Here is a 16,034-nt window from a genome sequence, read left to right as displayed (position 1 = left end):
AGCCAGTCCCAAAAGTAGAGGAAAGAGGCACGCCGTGGCCGGATCCGCCGCTTCAGCGCCAGCCGATTCAGCCCGGCCGGCACCGGCCGGCCGCACGCTCAATCTCTTGCTCGCAACCTCCGCTTCGGTGGTGGGGTTCTGGGCGTGGAACTCGGTGGCAACACTGGGTTCGTTCTATACGCAGAACCTTCACCTCAACCCGGCGGCCACAGGGGTGCTGGTGGCCATGCCGGTGTTTGTCGGCTCGCTCGGCAGGATCGTCGTGGGCACCCTGACGGACAGGTACGGCGGCCGGGCCATGTTCACCTTTGTGCTGCTCGCCTCCATCCTGCCGATCCTGCTGGTCTCTGTCGGCGGACTTCTCAGCTCGTTCGCGCTGGTGCTCGGCGCCGGCCTGGTGCTCGGCGTTGCGGGTACTGTCTTCGCCGTCGGGATTCCCTTCGTCAGCGCCTGGTACGAGCCCTCCCGGCGGGGCTTCGCCACCGGCGTGTTCGGTGCCGGGATGGGTGGCACGGCACTGGCGGCCTTCCTGAATCCGCGTCTGGTTGCCAGCATCGGATATTTCCCCACGCACCTGCTGATCGCCGCGGTCCTGGCGGCAATGGCCACCCTGGTGTGGTTCCTGATGAAGGAGTCTCCGGGCTGGACCCGCAACAATGCCCCGGTGCTGCCCAAGCTCCTTGATGCCGCTAAAACACCGGTCACGTGGAAGATGTGCTTCCTCTACGCCGTGGTCTTCGGCGGCTTCGTTTCCTTCGCCACGTACCTGCCCACCTACCTGCGGGACGTGTACAGCTTTGATCCCAGCGGCGCCGGGGCCCGCACGGCGGGCTTCGCCCTGGCGGCAGTGCTGGCACGGCCGATAGGCGGCGTCCTCGCCGACAAATTCGGCTCCAAATCCGTGGTGCTCGCGTCCCTGGCAGGCGTGGCGGTGCTCGGCTGGGTGGTGAACCTCCAGCCCGACGGCGAGGTCCCCGCCGGCCTGACCTTCGTGGCCATGGCGGCCGCGCTGGGGTTGGGAACCGGGGGAGTGTTCGCGTGGGTGGGCGTACTCGCTCCTCCGGGCAAGGTGGGCAGCATCAGCGGCGTTGTCAGTGCCGCCGGGGGCCTGGGCGGCTACTTCCCGCCCCTCGTGATGGGCGCAACGTACGACGCCGCGACGCGCAGCTACTCAATCGGACTGCTGCTGCTGGTTGCTACCGCCCTGCTTGCCTTTGCCTTCACCGTCCTGGTGTTGCGTGGTCCCTCGAAAACTGTGCAGGCCGCGAAGGCCTGACCCGGGGCTGACCGTTTACCCGGCCAGTACCACGGCGATCCCGAGGACGCCCAGCGCAACCCCCGCAAAGGCGGTCCAGAGCACCGCGGGGGCATCGGCGTCGGCCCGGTTGTGCACGATTCCATGGGAGCTCGCCAAATACCGCCGCCGCTGGGTGAAGTAGATGGCGGCCGCCGCGGCGGTAGACACCGCGAACAGCAGCAGGATGGGCAATCCGTGGTGGGGGAGCCAGCGCAGGAAAATGGCGCTGACCGTCACCAGTGCCAGCATGGTCCGGCCCCAGGCCAGCGTGGTCCGTTCGGGCTGGAGCCCGGGATCGCCGTGCGGCGCCGGGTCCGGCACCATGGTGCGGGCCATAACGCTAACGCCAGAGGATAAAGACGAGGACGACGGCGGCAGCCAGCGCCCCGGCGCCGGCCAGCAGCGGAACGATGAGCGGCAGCGGGAGCGGAGTTTTGTTGCGCATGCTCCGCTCCACGCGGAGCCAGCGCCCTGCGGCGCCGGCGCTCAGCAGCATGCCAAGGAGCAGAAGCAGCACGGCGAGACTCTTGCGAACGGGCTCAAGGAAGAGGTCCGACGTGAAGGCCTCGATGGCGATGCCGCCGGCCAGGAGCGCCAGCGCGGTGCGGATCCAGGCGAGGAAGGTTCGTTCGTTGGCGAGGGTGAAGCGCGGATCGGGTTCGGTGCCGCCCGGCAGCAGCCGTTCGGCTATCCGTCCGCGCGAGGGCGGGGGAGGCGGCGACGGCGGCACGGGACCGCGGGGCGGTGGCTGGTTGCTGGACACGGGGTCAGTTTAGCCGCCGGGAATGCGGTTGCTGTGGCCGGGTCAGCCCGCGTTCCTGGGGGCGAACATGATCACGGCCACGCCCACCAGGCAGATCACGGAACCCGCAACGTCCCACCGGTCGGGCCGGAAGTCGTCAAAGATCATCCCCCAGGCCAGCGAGCCGGCCACGAACACGCCACCGTAGGCGGCCAGGATCCTGCCGAAATGGGCGTCCGGCTGCAGGGTGGCAACAAAACCGTAGACGCCCAGGGCAATCACGCCGAGCCCCGCCCACCACCAGTCCTTGCCCTCGCGGACAGCCTGCCACACAAGCCAGGCGCCGCCGATTTCGGCCATCGCGGCCAGCACGAAAAGCACAGCCGTTTTAGCGATCGACACCGCTTCAGCAGGAATATTCACAGGTTCATCATGCCAGCCGGGAATGCAGCCGCTGCCGGGGGGGGGGGGGGTAGGCCAAACATGCTGCGTATCGGATTCCTCTCCTTCGGTCACTGGGGCCCGGCCAAGGTTCACGGACCAGAACTGCGGGCGAGGCCCTGCTTCAGGGCATTGAGCTTGCGGTCGCCGCGGAGGAACTCGGCATCGACGGCGCCTTCTTCCGGGTGCACCACTTCGCCCGTCAGCAGGCCTCCCCGTTTCCGCTGCTGGCTGCCATCGCCGCCCGGACCAGCCGGATAGAGATCGGCACCGGCGTCATCGACATGCGGTATGAAAATCCGCTCTACATGGCCGAAGAAGCCGCTGCCACGGACCTGATCAGCGGCGGCAGGCTGCAGCTGGGCATCAGGGGCGGCTCACCCGAGCCCGCCCGGAACGGCGCGCAGGCCTTCGGCTACCGCCCGGAGGCGGGGGAAACGGATGCGGACATGGCCCGCCGGCATACAGCCCAATTCCGGCAGGCCATCAGCGGGGCCGGCGTGGCCGAAGCGGATCCGCGTTACGCCGGCGGCGCCGTCGGCCTTTTGCCGGTCCGGCCGCAGTCGCCGGGCCTGGCCGAGCGCATCTGGTGGGGTGCCGGCAGCCGTCAAACCGCGGTCTGGGCCGCGGGCCTGGGCATGAACCTGATGAGCTCCACCCTGCTCACGGAGGACACCGGTGTGCCGTTCGACCAGCTCCAGGCCGAGCAGATCCGGCTCTTCCGCGACGCCTGGGCGGCGGCAGGGCACGGCCACCAGCCGCGCGCGTCCGTCAGCCGGAGCGTCCTGCCCATCGTGGACGAAGAGGGACAGCCGTTACTTTGCCGGCAGCGCACTGCGGGACAGCCGGGACCAGGTGGGAGTGATCGACGGCCTGATGGCACGCTTCGGCAAGACGTACGCGGGCGCCCCGGACGTCCTGGCTGAGCAGTTGGCGGCCGACGCCGCCGTCCAATCAGTAATTCCGCTGGGTGATCAGCCCGGAAGGGATATCCTGAGGGGGTACGGGCCCTTGCGGCCCGGCTATTCCCCGGGGCCTAGAGAGGGTCATAATGTCCGAGAAGCTCCACCTGAAGCCGGAAGACGAGTTTCCGGATGATCTTTCCACCATCCCGGACCGGGAGCTGCAGGTTCTGGACAGCCAGGTTCAGCGTCAACTGGACTACGAGTACGTGGCCGAGGGCGGACCGAACCCGGAGACGGAGTTCCGGCACGAGGACCTGGACGAGGAATTCCAAGACCGCGACGACCGCTGAAACCGTCCCCTGTCGCGGGGCTTGCCCGTCCCGGTGACTGCAGTGGAAATCGGTCAGCATCCTTACTAATATTCTTCCGGAACCATCAACGAGCTGCAGCCGTTAGGCTGGTAACGGGCTTGGGGGATCTAACGGCCCTCTACTACAGCATGGCTGCGCAACGGTCAGGAGAGAGAAATATGGCTCGCGCCGCTAAAGGTGTAACTGCATGATCCGGCTACGTCAACTGGCCCAGGCGGCCTCAGTCTTGACGACGCCCCTTTCGCCGGAAGATGTCCTGGCGTTGTTCAACCCTGTCTTTTCCGCGCGCCAGCTGCGCGGCGTGGTGACCCGGGTGGTCCAGGAAACAGCGCAGTCGGCCACCATTTTTTTCCGACCCGGCCGCGGTTGGCATTCCCACCTGGCCGGCCAATGGGCGCGCATCGGCGTTGAACTCGACGGCGTTCGCCATTGGCGTTCCTACTCCCTCAGCGCGCCCGCGGGGAAAGACCCCGCTATTACCGTCACCGACGTGGGCGCCGTTTCCGGCACCCTGGTGCGCACCACCAAACCCGGTGACGTCCTGTTCCTCGCCCCTCCGCAGGGTGATTTCATCCTCCCGGAGCACCCGCGGCCGCTGCTGATGGTCACCGCGGGAAGCGGCATTACTCCGGTGATGTCCATGATCCGCACACTGGTCCCGCGCCGCCCGGATGCCGACGTCGTGCTGGTGCACTCGGCCCGCACCCCCGGGGAGAGCCTTTTCCACGAGGAACTTGCCGAACTGGCTGACCAGTTTCCGAACTTCCGCCTTGCCCACTGGTACACGGGCGAGCAGGGCCGGATGGACCTGACCACCACGGCAGAACTGGACCGGATCTGCCCGGACTGGAAGGAACGCGCCGCCTACGCCTGCGGCCCGGACAGTTTCCTGGACGACGCCGAGGCGCTGTGGAAGCAGGCCGCTCTGACCACCGCTGCCCCCGGTTCGGACGTCGCAATCGCCGGTGACCCCGGCAACCTGATGATCGAACGCTTCAACACCACCTTTGCCGGGGGTGTGGGGCACAACGGCGGCCTGGTCACCTTTGAGGCGTCGGACCGGGAGGTCGATGCCGACGGCGACACCCCGCTGCTGGATGTGGGCGAGGACGCCGGCGTGCTGATGCCCAGCGGCTGCAGGATGGGGATCTGCCACAGCTGCCTGACTCCGCTCCTGTCCGGCCAGGTCCGCGACCTCCGCACCAACGAAATCCACGGCGAACCCGGCCAACTAATCCAAACGTGTGTCTCGGCAGCCGCCGGACCCGTCAACCTCGAACTCTGAGGAGCATTATCGCATGTCAGTAGTTTCAGAAAACAAGACAGTTTCAGACGGCAAGGCCGCCCCCGCCGGAGCGGCAAGGACGCGCCCCGGAGCGCTGGCCGAGTCCGGCAGCCCTTCGGTACGCCCTCCCACAGCCGCGCACCTTTCGGATGAACAGGTGGCTGAGCTGGGCCGCGAACTCGACGCGATCCGCGACGATATTCTCGCCAAGCGCGGAGCTTCCGACGCCGCCTACATCCGCCGCGTGATCAAGGTCCAGCGCGGGCTGGAAATCTCGGGCCGAGCAGCACTCCTGGTCAGCAAGAACAAGGCTGCCTGGGTTACCGGCACCACGCTCCTGAGCCTGGCGAAGATCCTCGAAAACATGGAGATCGGCCACAACGTGCTGCACGGCCAGTGGGACTGGATGCGGGACCCGGATATCCACTCCACCACCTGGGAGTGGGACTTCGTCACGCCCTCGCGCTCATGGCAGCACACCCACAATGACCTGCACCACCGCTGGACCAACGTGGTGGGCAAGGACAACGACGTCGGGTACAACCTCCTGCGCATGGACGAGAGCCAGCCGTGGGTGCCCGCGAACCTGGGCAACCCGCTGTACAACGCCATCCTGGCACCCCTCTTCGAGTGGGGTATCGCCATCTACGACCTCGAGCTGAACGATTTCAAAGAGGGCAGAAAGTCCAAGGAGGCCCTGCTCAAGGACCTCAAGGCGCTGGGCAAGAAGGTGGTCACCCAGTTCACGAAGGACTACGCGGCCACTCCCGCCGTTGCAATGCTCACCGGTTCCGGCAAGCAGGCCCTCTACGGCACCCTGACCGCGAACGCGGTCCGCAACGTGTGGGCACACGCGGTGATCTTCTGCGGCCACTTCCCGGAAGGCACGGACACCTTCAGCGAGGAAATGGTTGAAGGCGAAACCCGCGGCGACTGGTACGTGCGCCAGATGATCGGCTCCGCCAACATCTCCGGGTCCAAGTTCATGCACCTGATGACCGGCAACCTGTCGCACCAGATTGAGCACCACCTCTTCCCGGACCTGCCGTCCAACCGGTACGCCGAGGTTGCGCCCCTGGTCCAGGAAATCTGCCAGCGGTACGGATTGAAGTACACCACGGGTCCGCTGCTGAAGCAGGTGGGTTCAACCTGGGGCAAGATCTTCAGGCTCGCGCTCCCGGGCAAGGCCGCAAAGGCCTAAGGCAGCAGAGCACAACAAGCAGTGGAGGGGCCGGGCGAATTGCCTGGCCCCTCCACTGTTTGCTGGGGTGTGTGTTGTTTGCAGCGCCGTCCCGCCGTCTCCGGCAGGGGCCCCTTAGGCGAGGGAGAGGAAAAGCTTTTCGAGCTCTTTCCGGTCCATGGTGGTGTCTTCGCGGACGATGCACTGCTCCAGGCCGCTGGCAATGATGGCGAATCCAGCGCGGTCCAAGGCTTTGGACACCGCGGCCAGCTGCGTGACGATGTCCTTGCAGTCCCGGCCTTCTTCCAGCATGCGTGTCACAGCGGCCAGCTGGCCTTGAGCCCGTTTGAGGCGGTTGACCACGGGTGTGAGTTCAGTCGAATCAAGTTGCATGGGTCTCCAAGGGTCGTGTCCTGCGGTCAACTATATACCCGGCGGGGTGTTTTGCGTACCCCTAGGGGTATCTGTAATACTCGGTGGGGTATTCACTCATCCGTCGAAAGGCCACCCATGACCTCCCCTTCCACCACCACAGGCGTCACCGCCCTCGCTCCGGAAGCCCTGCGCAGTTGGATCGTCGAGCACCAGGATCTGGTCGTTGTCGACGTCCGCTCTGCCGCCGAGTTCGAGGCCCTGCACATCCGTGGTTCCTATAACGTGCCGCTGCCGCTGCTGTCTGAGCACACGGATGAGCTGGCCGCACGCTTGGGTAGCCGCGTAGTCCTTGTTTGCCAGTCCGGGGCCCGCGCCGAGCAGGCGCACCAGCACCTGGGTGCGTCGGGGATCGATACCGCTTACGTCCTGACCGGAGGGGTGCCGGGCTTTGCGGCGGCTGGGGGCGAGGTTGTCAAGGGGAGGGGCCGCTGGGACCTGGAGCGCCAAGTTCGCATGGTTGCGGGGTCCCTGGTGGTTCTGGGCCTGGTTGGGGGTAAGTTCGTTTCGCCCAAGATCCGGACACTTGCCGGGGTTATCGGCGCCGGGCTGACCTTCTCCGCCGCTACCAACACGTGCGCCATGGGCCAGGCCATCTCGGCCATGCCATGGAACAAGTCCACCACGGAGCCCACCCGCGAAAGCGCCATCCTGGCCCTGCCGGTGCCCGAGGCTAAGCAGACCCCGGCAGCATGATCGCGGCCCTGTCGCTGGGGCTCCTGGTTGGGGCCGTGCTTGGTGTGGTGGGTGGCGGCGGTTCCATCATTGCCGTCCCCGCACTGGTTTACGGCGTGGGCATGAGTCCGGCGGCAGCCATTCCCACGTCCCTTCTGGTGGTGGGAATCTCGTCCCTGGTGGCTTTGATCCCGCGCCTCCGTGAAGGCATCAATTGGCCCGTGGTCCTGATCGTCGGGGCTGCGGGAATCCCCGCCGCGTGGGGCGGGGCGGCAGCGGGACGGCTGCTGGATCCGAATATTCTGATGCTCGCGTTCGCCGCCATCATGGCGGTCGCGGGGATCCGGATGCTCATGCGGACCACGGAAACAGAGGGATCGTGCAGCATCGGCCCCACGCCGGTGTTCCGCTCCTGCGCTCCCAAGGCCGTGGGAGTCGGGCTCCTCGTCGGTTTCCTCACTGGTCTGCTGGGCGTGGGCGGCGGATTCCTGATTACTCCTGCCCTCACATTGTTTCTAGGCCTGCGCATGAAACAGGCCGTTGGTTCGTCCCTGGCCATCATCGTCATCAACTCGGCTGCGGGCTTCAGCGCACATGCCGCTGGATTCACCATTGACTGGCCCGTTGTCCTGAGCTTCGCAGTCCCGGCGATCCTGGGCTCGCTTATTGCTGCGCGGCTCGCCCGCCGGCTCAAGGACAAACACATCCGTGTGTCCTTCGCGATGCTCATCTTCGCAGTCGCCGCCTGGGTCACGGCAAGCACCGTTAGCGCCTGACGCCAGTCCCGAACGCAACATCACGGACGAACCATTCGATCACAGACAAACCATTCGAAGGAGAAGCCCATGGCTGAAATCACCATCACCGAAACTGACCAGCGCCGTTCCACGGCTACCATCCTGGACGTCCGTGAGGACTTCGAAGTCGCCGAAGGTATGATCCCCGGAGCGCTTCACATCCCCATGGGCCAGTTGCAGGCGCGGCTCTCCGAGCTGGATGCCGCGGCCCCGTTGATCGCAGTTTGCCGCAGTGGAAACCGTTCCGCCCGCGTCGCCGACGCCCTCAGCGGCGCCGGTTTCACCGCCGACACCATGGCCGGCGGCATGATTGCCTGGACCCGCGCCGGCCTCCCCACCGCCTGACCGGCCGGCAGTACCCCTAGCCCCAAATCGCACCAAAAGCCGTAGGGACATCCAGCATTGCGGGATACCCCCTAGGGTATTAATATTGATAGCAGAACACTTCCCCTCCACCCCTTCACGAAGGAGAGCATCAGATGCTTATCGAACGCATTTATGACGAAGACCTTGCGCAGGCAAGCTACCTGATCGGTTGCCAGGCCAAGGGTGAAGCGGTGGTGGTCGACGGCCGCCGCGACATCGCGGTTTACCAGGAGTTGGCCAAGAAGAACGGCATGAAGATCGTGGCCGTCACCGAAACCCACATCCACGCCGACTACCTCTCCGGCACCCGCGAACTGGCCGCGGCCACCGGCGCCAGGATCTATGTTTCGGGTGAAGGTGGACCGGACTGGCAGTACGGGTTCGACGGCGAGCGGCTCTTCGACGGCGACAAGATCACCCTGGGCAACATCAACCTCCAGGCAGTGCACACTCCCGGCCACACCCCGGAACACCTGTCCTTCCTGATCGCCGATGGCGCGTTCAGCGACCAGCCTGGCTACCTGCTCTCAGGGGACTTCGTCTTCTCCGGTGACCTGGGCCGCCCTGACCTGCTCGACGAGGCAGCCGGCGGCATCGACACCCGATTCGTCGGAGCCAGGCAGCTGTTCGCCAGCCTGCGGGACAAGTTCCTGACGCTGCCGGACTACGTTCAGGTCCACCCTGCCCACGGTGCAGGCAGCGCCTGCGGCAAGGCCCTCGGTGCCATCCCTTCCTCCACGGTCGGCTACGAGCGACTCTACGCCTGGTGGGGCCCCTACCTCGCCGCCAGTGACGAGCAGGGCTTCATCGACGAACTCCTCGACGGGCAGCCGGACGCACACGCCTACTTCGGCCGCATGAAACGCGAAAACCGGGAAGGCCCGGCCGTTATGGGTCAGCGCCCGCCGCTGGCGGAACTGGACACGGCCGACGTCGCCAAGGACCTTGCTGAAGACAAGGTAACTTTCATCGACACCCGGTCCAACAGCCAGGTCCACGAAGGCACCGTCACCCGCTCGCTGAACGTCCCGGCGGGCAAGTCGGTGGCCAGCTACGGGGCCTGGGTGGTCAACCCGGAAACGGACAGGAACCCGCTGGTGCTCCTGGCGGCGGACCAGGGACAGGCCCAGGAGATGTGGGACCACCTGGTCCGAGTCGGCATCGACAACGTGGCCGGCTACGTCACCACCCTCGACGGGCTGCCCATGTCCATACCAAAGCTCATCCAGCCCGCCGAGCTGGCTGACTTTGATGCCGCGATGGTCCTGGACGTACGGAACCGCACCGAGCACACCGCCGGGCATGTTCCCGGATCCCACCAGCTCAGCGGCGGACGCCTCATGTGGCACCTCGATGAATTGCCCGCCGAGGGCACCATCGTCACCTACTGCCAGAGCGGAGTCCGGAACTCCGTGGCCGCCAGCGCCCTGCGCCGCGCCGGGTACGACGTCGTCGAACTTGACGGCAGCTACGCAGGCTGGAAGGCGTGGCAGAACAGCGTCCCCGCAGCCTAACCACCCCCAAGACCGCCCGGGCAGGACCCCCCTCCCGCCCGGGCACCCGGCCCGGACGTGCCCCCACACGCCCGGGCCACCTTTTTGTCCCACCACGAACGAGCGGAGCGCCCTGAATGCCCGGCAAAACACTCCCCGGCCACGCCACCGGTCCAACCGGTGCGGTGCTCGGTCTGCGCCAGAACCTGGCGCAGTTCCTGCTGCTCGTCGCCGTCAACGCGTTGGTGGGCGGCACCCTGGGCCAGGAACGCACGGTGCTGCCGCTGCTCGCCGGGCAGGTCTTTCAGCTTGACCTCTACACCAGCGCCCTGACCTATATCCTGGCGTTCGGGGTGGCGAAAGCAGCCACCAACTACTTCGCCGGCACCCTGTCGGACCGCTACGGCCGCAAACCTGTCCTGGTGGCCGGCTGGCTCGTGGCCCTCCCGGTCCCGTTCCTGCTGATCTTCGGGCCGTCGTGGGGCTGGATCGTCGCCGCCAACGTGGTCCTGGGCATCAGCCAGGGCCTGACCTGGTCCACCACCGTCATGATGAAGATGGACCTCGTAGGGCCCGAACGCCGCGGCCTGGCCATGGGCCTGAACGAGGCAGCGGGCTACCTTGGCGTGGCCGGCACGGCGCTCGCCACCGGCTACATCGCTTCCACCTACGGGTTACGCCCGGGGCCTTTCCTGCTGGGAGCCGCGTTCATCGCCGTGGGACTTGGACTGTCAGTACTGACTGTCCGCGAAACACATCACCATGCCCGCGCGGAGGCTGCCAGCCATGTCCCGGTCCACACCGGAACCCACGCCGGACTGAGCAGCCGTGAGGTCTTCACCTTGACCAGCTTCCGCGACCGCTCACTGTCCGCCGTCAGCCAGGCCGGCATGGTGAACAACCTCAACGACGGACTCGCTTGGGGCCTGTTCCCGGTCCTCTTCGCCACCGCGGGGCTCAGCATTGAACGCATTGGCGTCCTCGCCGCCGCCTATCCGGCCGTCTGGGGCGCCGGACAGCTGATCACGGGTGCTCTCTCAGACCGGATCGGGCGAAAACCACTCATCGTCTCCGGCATGATCGTCCAGGCCTCCGCGCTGGCAATGGTGGCCGTCGGCACGGACTTCGGGATCTGGCTGGCCTCTGTCATGCTGCTCGGTGCCGGCACGGCCATGGTCTACCCCACCCTGCTCGCGGCGATCGGCGACGTCGCCCACCCGAAGTGGCGGGCACGCTCCGTGGGCATCTACCGGCTGTGGCGCGACGGCGGGTTCGCCGTCGGTGCACTCCTCTCCGGGGTCATAGCCGATGCCTACGGCATTCCGGCTGCCGTGGGCGCTGTCGCCGCCTTGACGGCAGCGTCCGGCGTCCTCGTTGCAGTGCGAATGCGCAGGGCGGACCACATCTCCGCGGGCTGAGCGCCCTTCGGCCGAAGCCTGCTACTTCTTCAGGAAGGCGAGCAGGGCTTCGTTGACCTCCGCGGCGTGCGTCCACAGCATGCCGTGCGGCGCGCCGTCGATCTCCACATACTCGGCGCTGGGCAGCGCCTTGGTGAACCGGCGGCCGGTCACGTCGATGGGCAGGATGTTGTCCTCCGTGCCGTGCACGATCAGGGCGGGAACATCGATCTTGGGGATGTCTGCCCGGAAGTCGGTCAGCCAGGTGGGCTGGGCTGCGACCAGGGCGGTCGCTCCTGCGGCGGCCGCGACATTCCAGCTGGCATCCACTGCTTCCTGGCTCAGGCGCGGGGTGCCCAGGAAGGTGTCGGTGTTGTAGAAGTTCTTAAAGAACTCCCTCAGGAACGCGTACGGGTCTGCCGTGGCGGCTCCGGTGAGTCCGTCAAAGACATCCTGCGGAACGCCGTCGGGATTGTCGTCGGTCTTCAGGACGAAGGGCTCCAGCGATCCCAGGAAGACTGCGCGGGCAACCCGGGCCGATCCGTAGGTGCTGATGTACCGGGCCACTTCGCCGGTGCCCATCGAGAAGCCCACCAGTGCGGCATCGTTCAGGTCCAGGGCGGTCAGGAGGGTGTCGAGGTCGGCGGCGAAGGTGTCATAGTCGTAGCCCTCGGTGGTCTTGCTGGACTTGCCGAACCCCCGGCGGTCGTAGGTGATGACCCGGAAACCGGCCGCCAGGAGCGCGGTGGTCTGCTTCTCCCAGGAAGCACCGTCCAGCGGGTAGCCGTGGATCAGTACCACCGGCTGTCCGCTCCCGTGATCCTCGTAGTAAAGCTCAATGTCTGTGCTGTTCTCGGTTCCAACGGTTACGTAGGCCATCAGGGCGGTCCTTTCGAGGGTTCGGAATCAGGTTCACGGCAGAACGCACAAAGCCGCGCCCGGCATTCCCTACTCTAGGGAACACCCGGCGCGGCTCCAAGGGCGGGGCTACTGGGAGGGCTGGGGCAGTTCGCACTCAATCTTGGGATTGACGCCCATGTAGTTCAGGGGACCCGCCACGATGGTCACTGCCACCGTACCCGCCTGGGCGCAGGTTCCGGGGGCGCCGCCGAAGTAGCCGCGCTGCCAGGCGGCGATTCCGCCGATGATCAGCCAGATGACAATCAGTGCTCCGAGAAACTTCATGGTGTCCTCCCATGGCCGTGGCCGCCTGTGCGTTCAAGTATGCGCCGTTATCCGAAATCGATACAGCACCGACACCGCCGTTTCCCCCACCCCGGACGCTGTCTCACTTAATGCGGAAAAATCCCAATCGTTCTCTCACTTTCTTGAAGAGAGTGAGAGAGCGCCGCCCAATAACCCGCGTTAGGTGAGAGAGCGTTTGGAAAAAACCCGCATTAAGTGAGAGAGGGTCTGAAGGGGGCGGTGTTGGGGTGGGGCGGGTCAGGGGCGGGGGCCGCCGAATCCGCCGCCGCCGCCGGGGCCCTGGGCTGCGGTGTATTCGCCGGCTGTTACCGTGCCCACCTGGTCGGCGCCGTCCAGGGAGCCTTCGCCGAGGCCGGCGCTGACCGTGGCCGTGCCACCGGTGTAGACGGTGTACTCCTCGCCGTCGGTGATCGCGGCGGACGAGAACACGAGCGACGCCGTCGCCTTGATGGTCACGAAGGCGGCCACCACAGTGCCGCTGGAGTCAGCGATCTGCACCACGGTGCCGGCCGGAACCGATGATCCGAGCGTCACCTGCACGCCGGACTGCGTGGAGGAGGCGCCCGGCGTGACAACCATGCCCACACTTCCGGCCGCCGCCACGGTGCCGCCGGTGACGGTCAGTTCGCCGTTGACGTCCAGGGCTCCGTTGCCTGAGTTGGTGGGGCCGTTGACGACGACGGTGCCTCCGGAGATGCTGGCGTTGCCGTTGGAGTCCAGGCCATCGCCCTGGGCGTTGATGGTCAGTGAGCCGCCGGTGACGTCCACCGTGTAGTCGCCCACGGTCTCTCCGCCGCCCCCGCCCATGCCGCCACCCATACCGCCGCCGGACGCGGAGGTGGACGCCCCGCCCGAGGCGTTCACGCCGTCGTCGTTCGCGGTGACGTTGGTTGTTCCGCCGGAGATCACGATGTGCTGGGCCTCGAGCCCCTCTTCGGACTTGGCCACCGTGGTGGCGCCTGCGGCGATGGTGAGCGTGTTGAAGGCCTTGACGCCGTCATCGGCCGCGCTGACGTTCAGGGTGCCGCCGTTGATGAGGACCCAGCCGCGGCCTTCGTCCTCGTCGTTGTCGGACTTGAAGCCGTAGTCACCGGCGGTGACCTGGTAGGCGCCGTCGAGGAGGACCGCGTAGTCCTTGCCCACGATGCCGTCGTCAGTGGCCTCCACGGTCACGTTGCCGGCGGCCAGCACCAGACCGTCCTTGGAGGAGATGCCGTCGTTGAAGTTGCCCTTCACGCTCAGGGAGCCGGTGCCGGCGATGGTGAGATCGGCCTTGGAATAGAGCGCCGCGTTCGGGGCGTCAGCGGCGGTGTCCGCATAGGTGGAGGCGTCGCTGAGCGAGTTGGACGTGCCATCTTCCAGGACCACGATGGCTTCATTGGCGCTCTGCACCACAAACGGCGAACCCGTGGAGCTGGTGACGTCGGCGCCGTCCAGGATGATGCGCACAACGTCCTCCTCGCCGGCGGCCACCACCACCTGGCCGTCGGACAGCGACCCGCTCAGGCGGTAGGTGCCGGCCGCGCTGATGGTGACGGTGTCGCCGTCGACCTTTACAGCGTCCGACGACGTGCCGGAGGCTACCTTACTGGCGCCGTCCGCCAGGGTCACGGCTACTTCGGCGGCCGCATCCCAGGTGAGGTCGTCGGCGTCGTAGTGCGTGTCTTCGGAGAGCGTGTCCAGGGAGACGGCCGCCTGGGCGGTGCCGGCCGTGGTGGAGGAGTTGCTGGTGGAGGAGCCGGCGGAGGTGGTCCCGGTGATGGACGTTCCGGTGCCGGCGGTTCCGGCCGAGGCGCAGCCCGCCAGGCCGACGGTAAGGACGAGGGCGGTAACGGACAGGGCTGTGCGGAAGCGGTTCATGGTGTGTTCCTTTGATGTGTGGGGGAGAAGTGTGTGGGGAGGGAAAGTCAGGCCGCGGGCCGGAGGGTCATGGTGCGGCGGAGCGTGCGGTTCCAACGGTTGGCCGGCAAGTCGGGGCAAAGGGCTGCCATCCCGGTGGCGAACTTGGAGATCCTGGAGGGCCGCACGCCGTGGGCCCAGAGGTGCCGGTCGAGCGGGCCGGACGCCGAGCCGGACTTGGTTTCGAGGATCACCGCGCCGTCGAGCACCCAGGACTCCTCGCCGGGGCGCTGCCAGGTGACATCGGTATCGATCGTGGCGCGGCTGCCAGATTCCGCCAGGTAGAGCGTGGTGCGGTGGTAGCGGGTCTCAAGCACCGGTTCCAGCGGACTGTCAGGCACGCTGCCCACCGCCGCGGCCAGAGTTTCGTGGATGTAATCCAGGCCTTCGGACGTCAGGCGGGAGCGGTCCCTGAGCTCATACGGGATGCGTTCCTTGACCGTTGCTTCGCGGGCGCCTTCGGTCTTGACCTCCAGGAAACTGATGGCGCTGTCCACATAGGTCCGGGTGCGGATCTTGTAGCGGCGGCGTCGGCCATGGGCGGCCAGCAGGTAACTGTCCAGACCGGCGGTGTCGAAGTACACGGAGTCGTAGGCGAAGCAGCGGGAGCCACCCATCTCCAGGACCCGGACCCCGGCGTCGAAGGTTGCCAGAAGCTGCTGGGCCAGCGACTCGGGGACCACGTATTTACGGTCCACCCGGGTCTGCAGCGCGGCCTCAGAGTTCAGCTCCTCCAGGCCCACCGCGGGCAGTCCCCGAAGGCCGCGTACAACGCCGGTGCCAGCCGAGGCGTTCATGCCGCACCGGCCGGGGCGTGGACGGTATCCGACACACGGACAGGAGTGTGGGCGGGAGCGGACGACGTCGGCACCGGTGCCTCTGCGGGGAACGGCACCGGAGGTGCCGGTACCGCATGCCGGGGTGCCGCCGTCGTGATGGCTGGCATGGTGGCGGGGGCTGCTGGCTGGACGGTGCGGGGGTTGTAGGCATAGCGGACATCCACGATGGTTTTGTCGTTGACCAGGTCCAGTTCCTGGACGGTGGCGGAGTGGACCCTGCCGTGCAGTACTTCCTCGAGCCGGGCGTACAGTTCGCCGTCCTCCGCCAGGGCGCGGTCCAGGATCACCGTCTGGTGCCGGTGGGCGGGCAGTACGCGGGGGTGGTCACCCACAAACATCACCAGCAGGATCAGGCCCATCAGCGAGGCGGTCAGCCAGATGGGTTCAATGCCGAGGCCGGCGATCAGGCCGAGGGCCAGCGCTGAGAAGTAGTAGGCCACCTCGTGCTGGGACAGTTCGGTGGAACGGAGCCGGATGATGGACAGGACGCCGAAGAGGCCAAGGCCCAGTCCCAGGCCGGCTGCGGAGCCGGACAGCGCGGTGGCCACTGCCAGGACGCCCACGTTCATGCCCAGGTAGGACACCACCAGGTCACGGCGCCGGTGGCGGCGGAGGTAGAGGACGAACGTGAGGATGCTGATGGCCGCAAGGTCTGCAGCGATAAAAATGAGCGAAGTCATCGGATTCTCCGGAATCTGTTGGTGGGCTG

At 66.7% G+C, this 16,034-nt stretch carries 18 protein-coding genes and 1 pseudogene; 10 read left to right on the top strand and 9 right to left on the bottom strand.

Annotation, left to right across the window (positions count from 1 at the left end):
• Positions 1 to 34: 34 nt before the first annotated feature.
• On the top strand, positions 35 to 1,276 hold the full coding sequence (locus tag AC1MCD_RS16855) for an MFS transporter (RefSeq protein WP_498673479.1): 1,242 nt from the start codon (positions 35 to 37) through the stop codon (positions 1,274 to 1,276).
• Positions 1,277 to 1,291: 15 nt separating this feature from the next.
• Here the strand turns inward: AC1MCD_RS16855 and AC1MCD_RS16850 are convergent, their stop codons facing one another.
• From AC1MCD_RS16850 to AC1MCD_RS16840, 3 genes are read right to left on the bottom strand one after another with little or no spacing between them, the layout of a single operon-like run.
• Complete coding sequence (locus AC1MCD_RS16850; protein ID WP_498673477.1) at positions 1,292 to 1,633, bottom strand: DUF202 domain-containing protein; 342 nt, start codon at positions 1,631 to 1,633, stop codon at positions 1,292 to 1,294.
• Positions 1,634 to 1,637: 4 nt separating this feature from the next.
• Complete coding sequence (locus tag AC1MCD_RS16845; RefSeq protein ID WP_498673476.1) at positions 1,638 to 2,060, bottom strand: YidH family protein; 423 nt, start codon at positions 2,058 to 2,060, stop codon at positions 1,638 to 1,640.
• 42 nt (positions 2,061 to 2,102) lie between these two features.
• The gene (locus AC1MCD_RS16840; RefSeq protein ID WP_498678393.1) at positions 2,103 to 2,441 is read right to left on the bottom strand and encodes a YnfA family protein; all 339 of its coding nucleotides are present in this window, start codon (positions 2,439 to 2,441) and stop codon (positions 2,103 to 2,105) included.
• Positions 2,442 to 2,522: 81 nt separating this feature from the next.
• Between AC1MCD_RS16840 and AC1MCD_RS16835 the strand changes: the two are divergent.
• From AC1MCD_RS16835 to AC1MCD_RS16820, 4 genes and pseudogenes are all read left to right on the top strand, one after another.
• A pseudogene (locus tag AC1MCD_RS16835) lies at positions 2,523 to 3,578 on the top strand (LLM class flavin-dependent oxidoreductase).
• Entirely contained in the window at positions 3,532 to 3,735 is a 204-nt protein-coding gene (locus AC1MCD_RS16830; protein WP_498673474.1) for a hypothetical protein, read from the top strand. The pseudogene AC1MCD_RS16835 and the gene AC1MCD_RS16830 overlap by 47 nt, the downstream one beginning before the upstream one ends.
• A gap of 208 nt (positions 3,736 to 3,943) precedes the next feature.
• Positions 3,944 to 5,041, top strand: coding sequence for a ferredoxin reductase (locus AC1MCD_RS16825; RefSeq protein ID WP_498673472.1), 1,098 nt, complete (start codon positions 3,944 to 3,946; stop codon positions 5,039 to 5,041).
• 13 nt (positions 5,042 to 5,054) lie between these two features.
• On the top strand, positions 5,055 to 6,242 hold the full coding sequence (locus tag AC1MCD_RS16820; RefSeq protein WP_498673469.1) for a fatty acid desaturase family protein: 1,188 nt from the start codon (positions 5,055 to 5,057) through the stop codon (positions 6,240 to 6,242).
• A gap of 114 nt (positions 6,243 to 6,356) precedes the next feature.
• Here AC1MCD_RS16820 and AC1MCD_RS16815 read toward each other — a convergent pair whose 3' ends face one another.
• A complete protein-coding gene (locus tag AC1MCD_RS16815) occupies positions 6,357 to 6,614 on the bottom strand; it encodes a metal-sensitive transcriptional regulator (RefSeq protein ID WP_056626479.1) in 258 nt (85 codons plus the stop codon).
• A 117-nt stretch (positions 6,615 to 6,731) separates the two neighbouring features.
• Here AC1MCD_RS16815 and AC1MCD_RS16810 point away from each other — a divergent pair, with 117 nt between their 5' ends.
• The 5 genes from AC1MCD_RS16810 to AC1MCD_RS16790 all read left to right on the top strand — a co-directional run bounded on the left by AC1MCD_RS16810 (position 6,732) and on the right by AC1MCD_RS16790 (position 11,402).
• Positions 6,732 to 7,349 (top strand): rhodanese-like domain-containing protein, encoded by a 618-nt coding sequence (locus AC1MCD_RS16810; RefSeq protein ID WP_498673467.1) that lies wholly within the window; start codon positions 6,732 to 6,734, stop codon positions 7,347 to 7,349.
• Positions 7,346 to 8,104: a sulfite exporter TauE/SafE family protein gene (locus AC1MCD_RS16805; RefSeq protein ID WP_498673464.1), complete on the top strand. Its 759-nt coding sequence runs from the start codon at positions 7,346 to 7,348 to the stop codon at positions 8,102 to 8,104. The genes AC1MCD_RS16810 and AC1MCD_RS16805 overlap by 4 nt, the downstream gene beginning before the upstream one ends.
• A gap of 69 nt (positions 8,105 to 8,173) precedes the next feature.
• Positions 8,174 to 8,470 (top strand): rhodanese-like domain-containing protein, encoded by a 297-nt coding sequence (locus tag AC1MCD_RS16800; RefSeq protein WP_498673462.1) that lies wholly within the window; start codon positions 8,174 to 8,176, stop codon positions 8,468 to 8,470.
• A gap of 134 nt (positions 8,471 to 8,604) precedes the next feature.
• Complete coding sequence (locus AC1MCD_RS16795; protein ID WP_498673459.1) at positions 8,605 to 10,005, top strand: MBL fold metallo-hydrolase; 1,401 nt, start codon at positions 8,605 to 8,607, stop codon at positions 10,003 to 10,005.
• Between the two features lie 116 nt (positions 10,006 to 10,121).
• Positions 10,122 to 11,402: an MFS transporter gene (locus AC1MCD_RS16790; protein ID WP_498673456.1), complete on the top strand. Its 1,281-nt coding sequence runs from the start codon at positions 10,122 to 10,124 to the stop codon at positions 11,400 to 11,402.
• Positions 11,403 to 11,423: 21 nt separating this feature from the next.
• On the opposite strand, the gene AC1MCD_RS16785 is transcribed toward AC1MCD_RS16790, so the two are convergent.
• The 5 genes from AC1MCD_RS16785 to AC1MCD_RS16765 all read right to left on the bottom strand — a co-directional run bounded on the left by AC1MCD_RS16785 (position 11,424) and on the right by AC1MCD_RS16765 (position 16,005).
• Positions 11,424 to 12,260 (bottom strand): alpha/beta fold hydrolase, encoded by an 837-nt coding sequence (locus AC1MCD_RS16785; RefSeq protein WP_498673453.1) that lies wholly within the window; start codon positions 12,258 to 12,260, stop codon positions 11,424 to 11,426.
• A 108-nt stretch (positions 12,261 to 12,368) separates the two neighbouring features.
• Positions 12,369 to 12,566 (bottom strand): hypothetical protein, encoded by a 198-nt coding sequence (locus AC1MCD_RS16780; protein WP_190992063.1) that lies wholly within the window; start codon positions 12,564 to 12,566, stop codon positions 12,369 to 12,371.
• 258 nt (positions 12,567 to 12,824) lie between these two features.
• Positions 12,825 to 14,447, bottom strand: coding sequence for a carbohydrate-binding domain-containing protein (locus AC1MCD_RS16775; RefSeq protein ID WP_498673449.1), 1,623 nt, complete (start codon positions 14,445 to 14,447; stop codon positions 12,825 to 12,827).
• A 47-nt stretch (positions 14,448 to 14,494) separates the two neighbouring features.
• Positions 14,495 to 15,283 (bottom strand): polyphosphate polymerase domain-containing protein, encoded by a 789-nt coding sequence (locus tag AC1MCD_RS16770; protein ID WP_498673448.1) that lies wholly within the window; start codon positions 15,281 to 15,283, stop codon positions 14,495 to 14,497.
• On the bottom strand, positions 15,280 to 16,005 hold the full coding sequence (locus AC1MCD_RS16765) for a DUF4956 domain-containing protein (RefSeq protein WP_498673447.1): 726 nt from the start codon (positions 16,003 to 16,005) through the stop codon (positions 15,280 to 15,282). The genes AC1MCD_RS16770 and AC1MCD_RS16765 overlap by 4 nt, the downstream gene beginning before the upstream one ends.
• Positions 16,006 to 16,034: the final 29 nt, after the last annotated feature.

The sequence above is a fragment of the Arthrobacter sp. BF1 genome (genome assembly GCF_056680215.1).
This window is presented reverse-complemented; position numbering and strand designations above follow the sequence as displayed.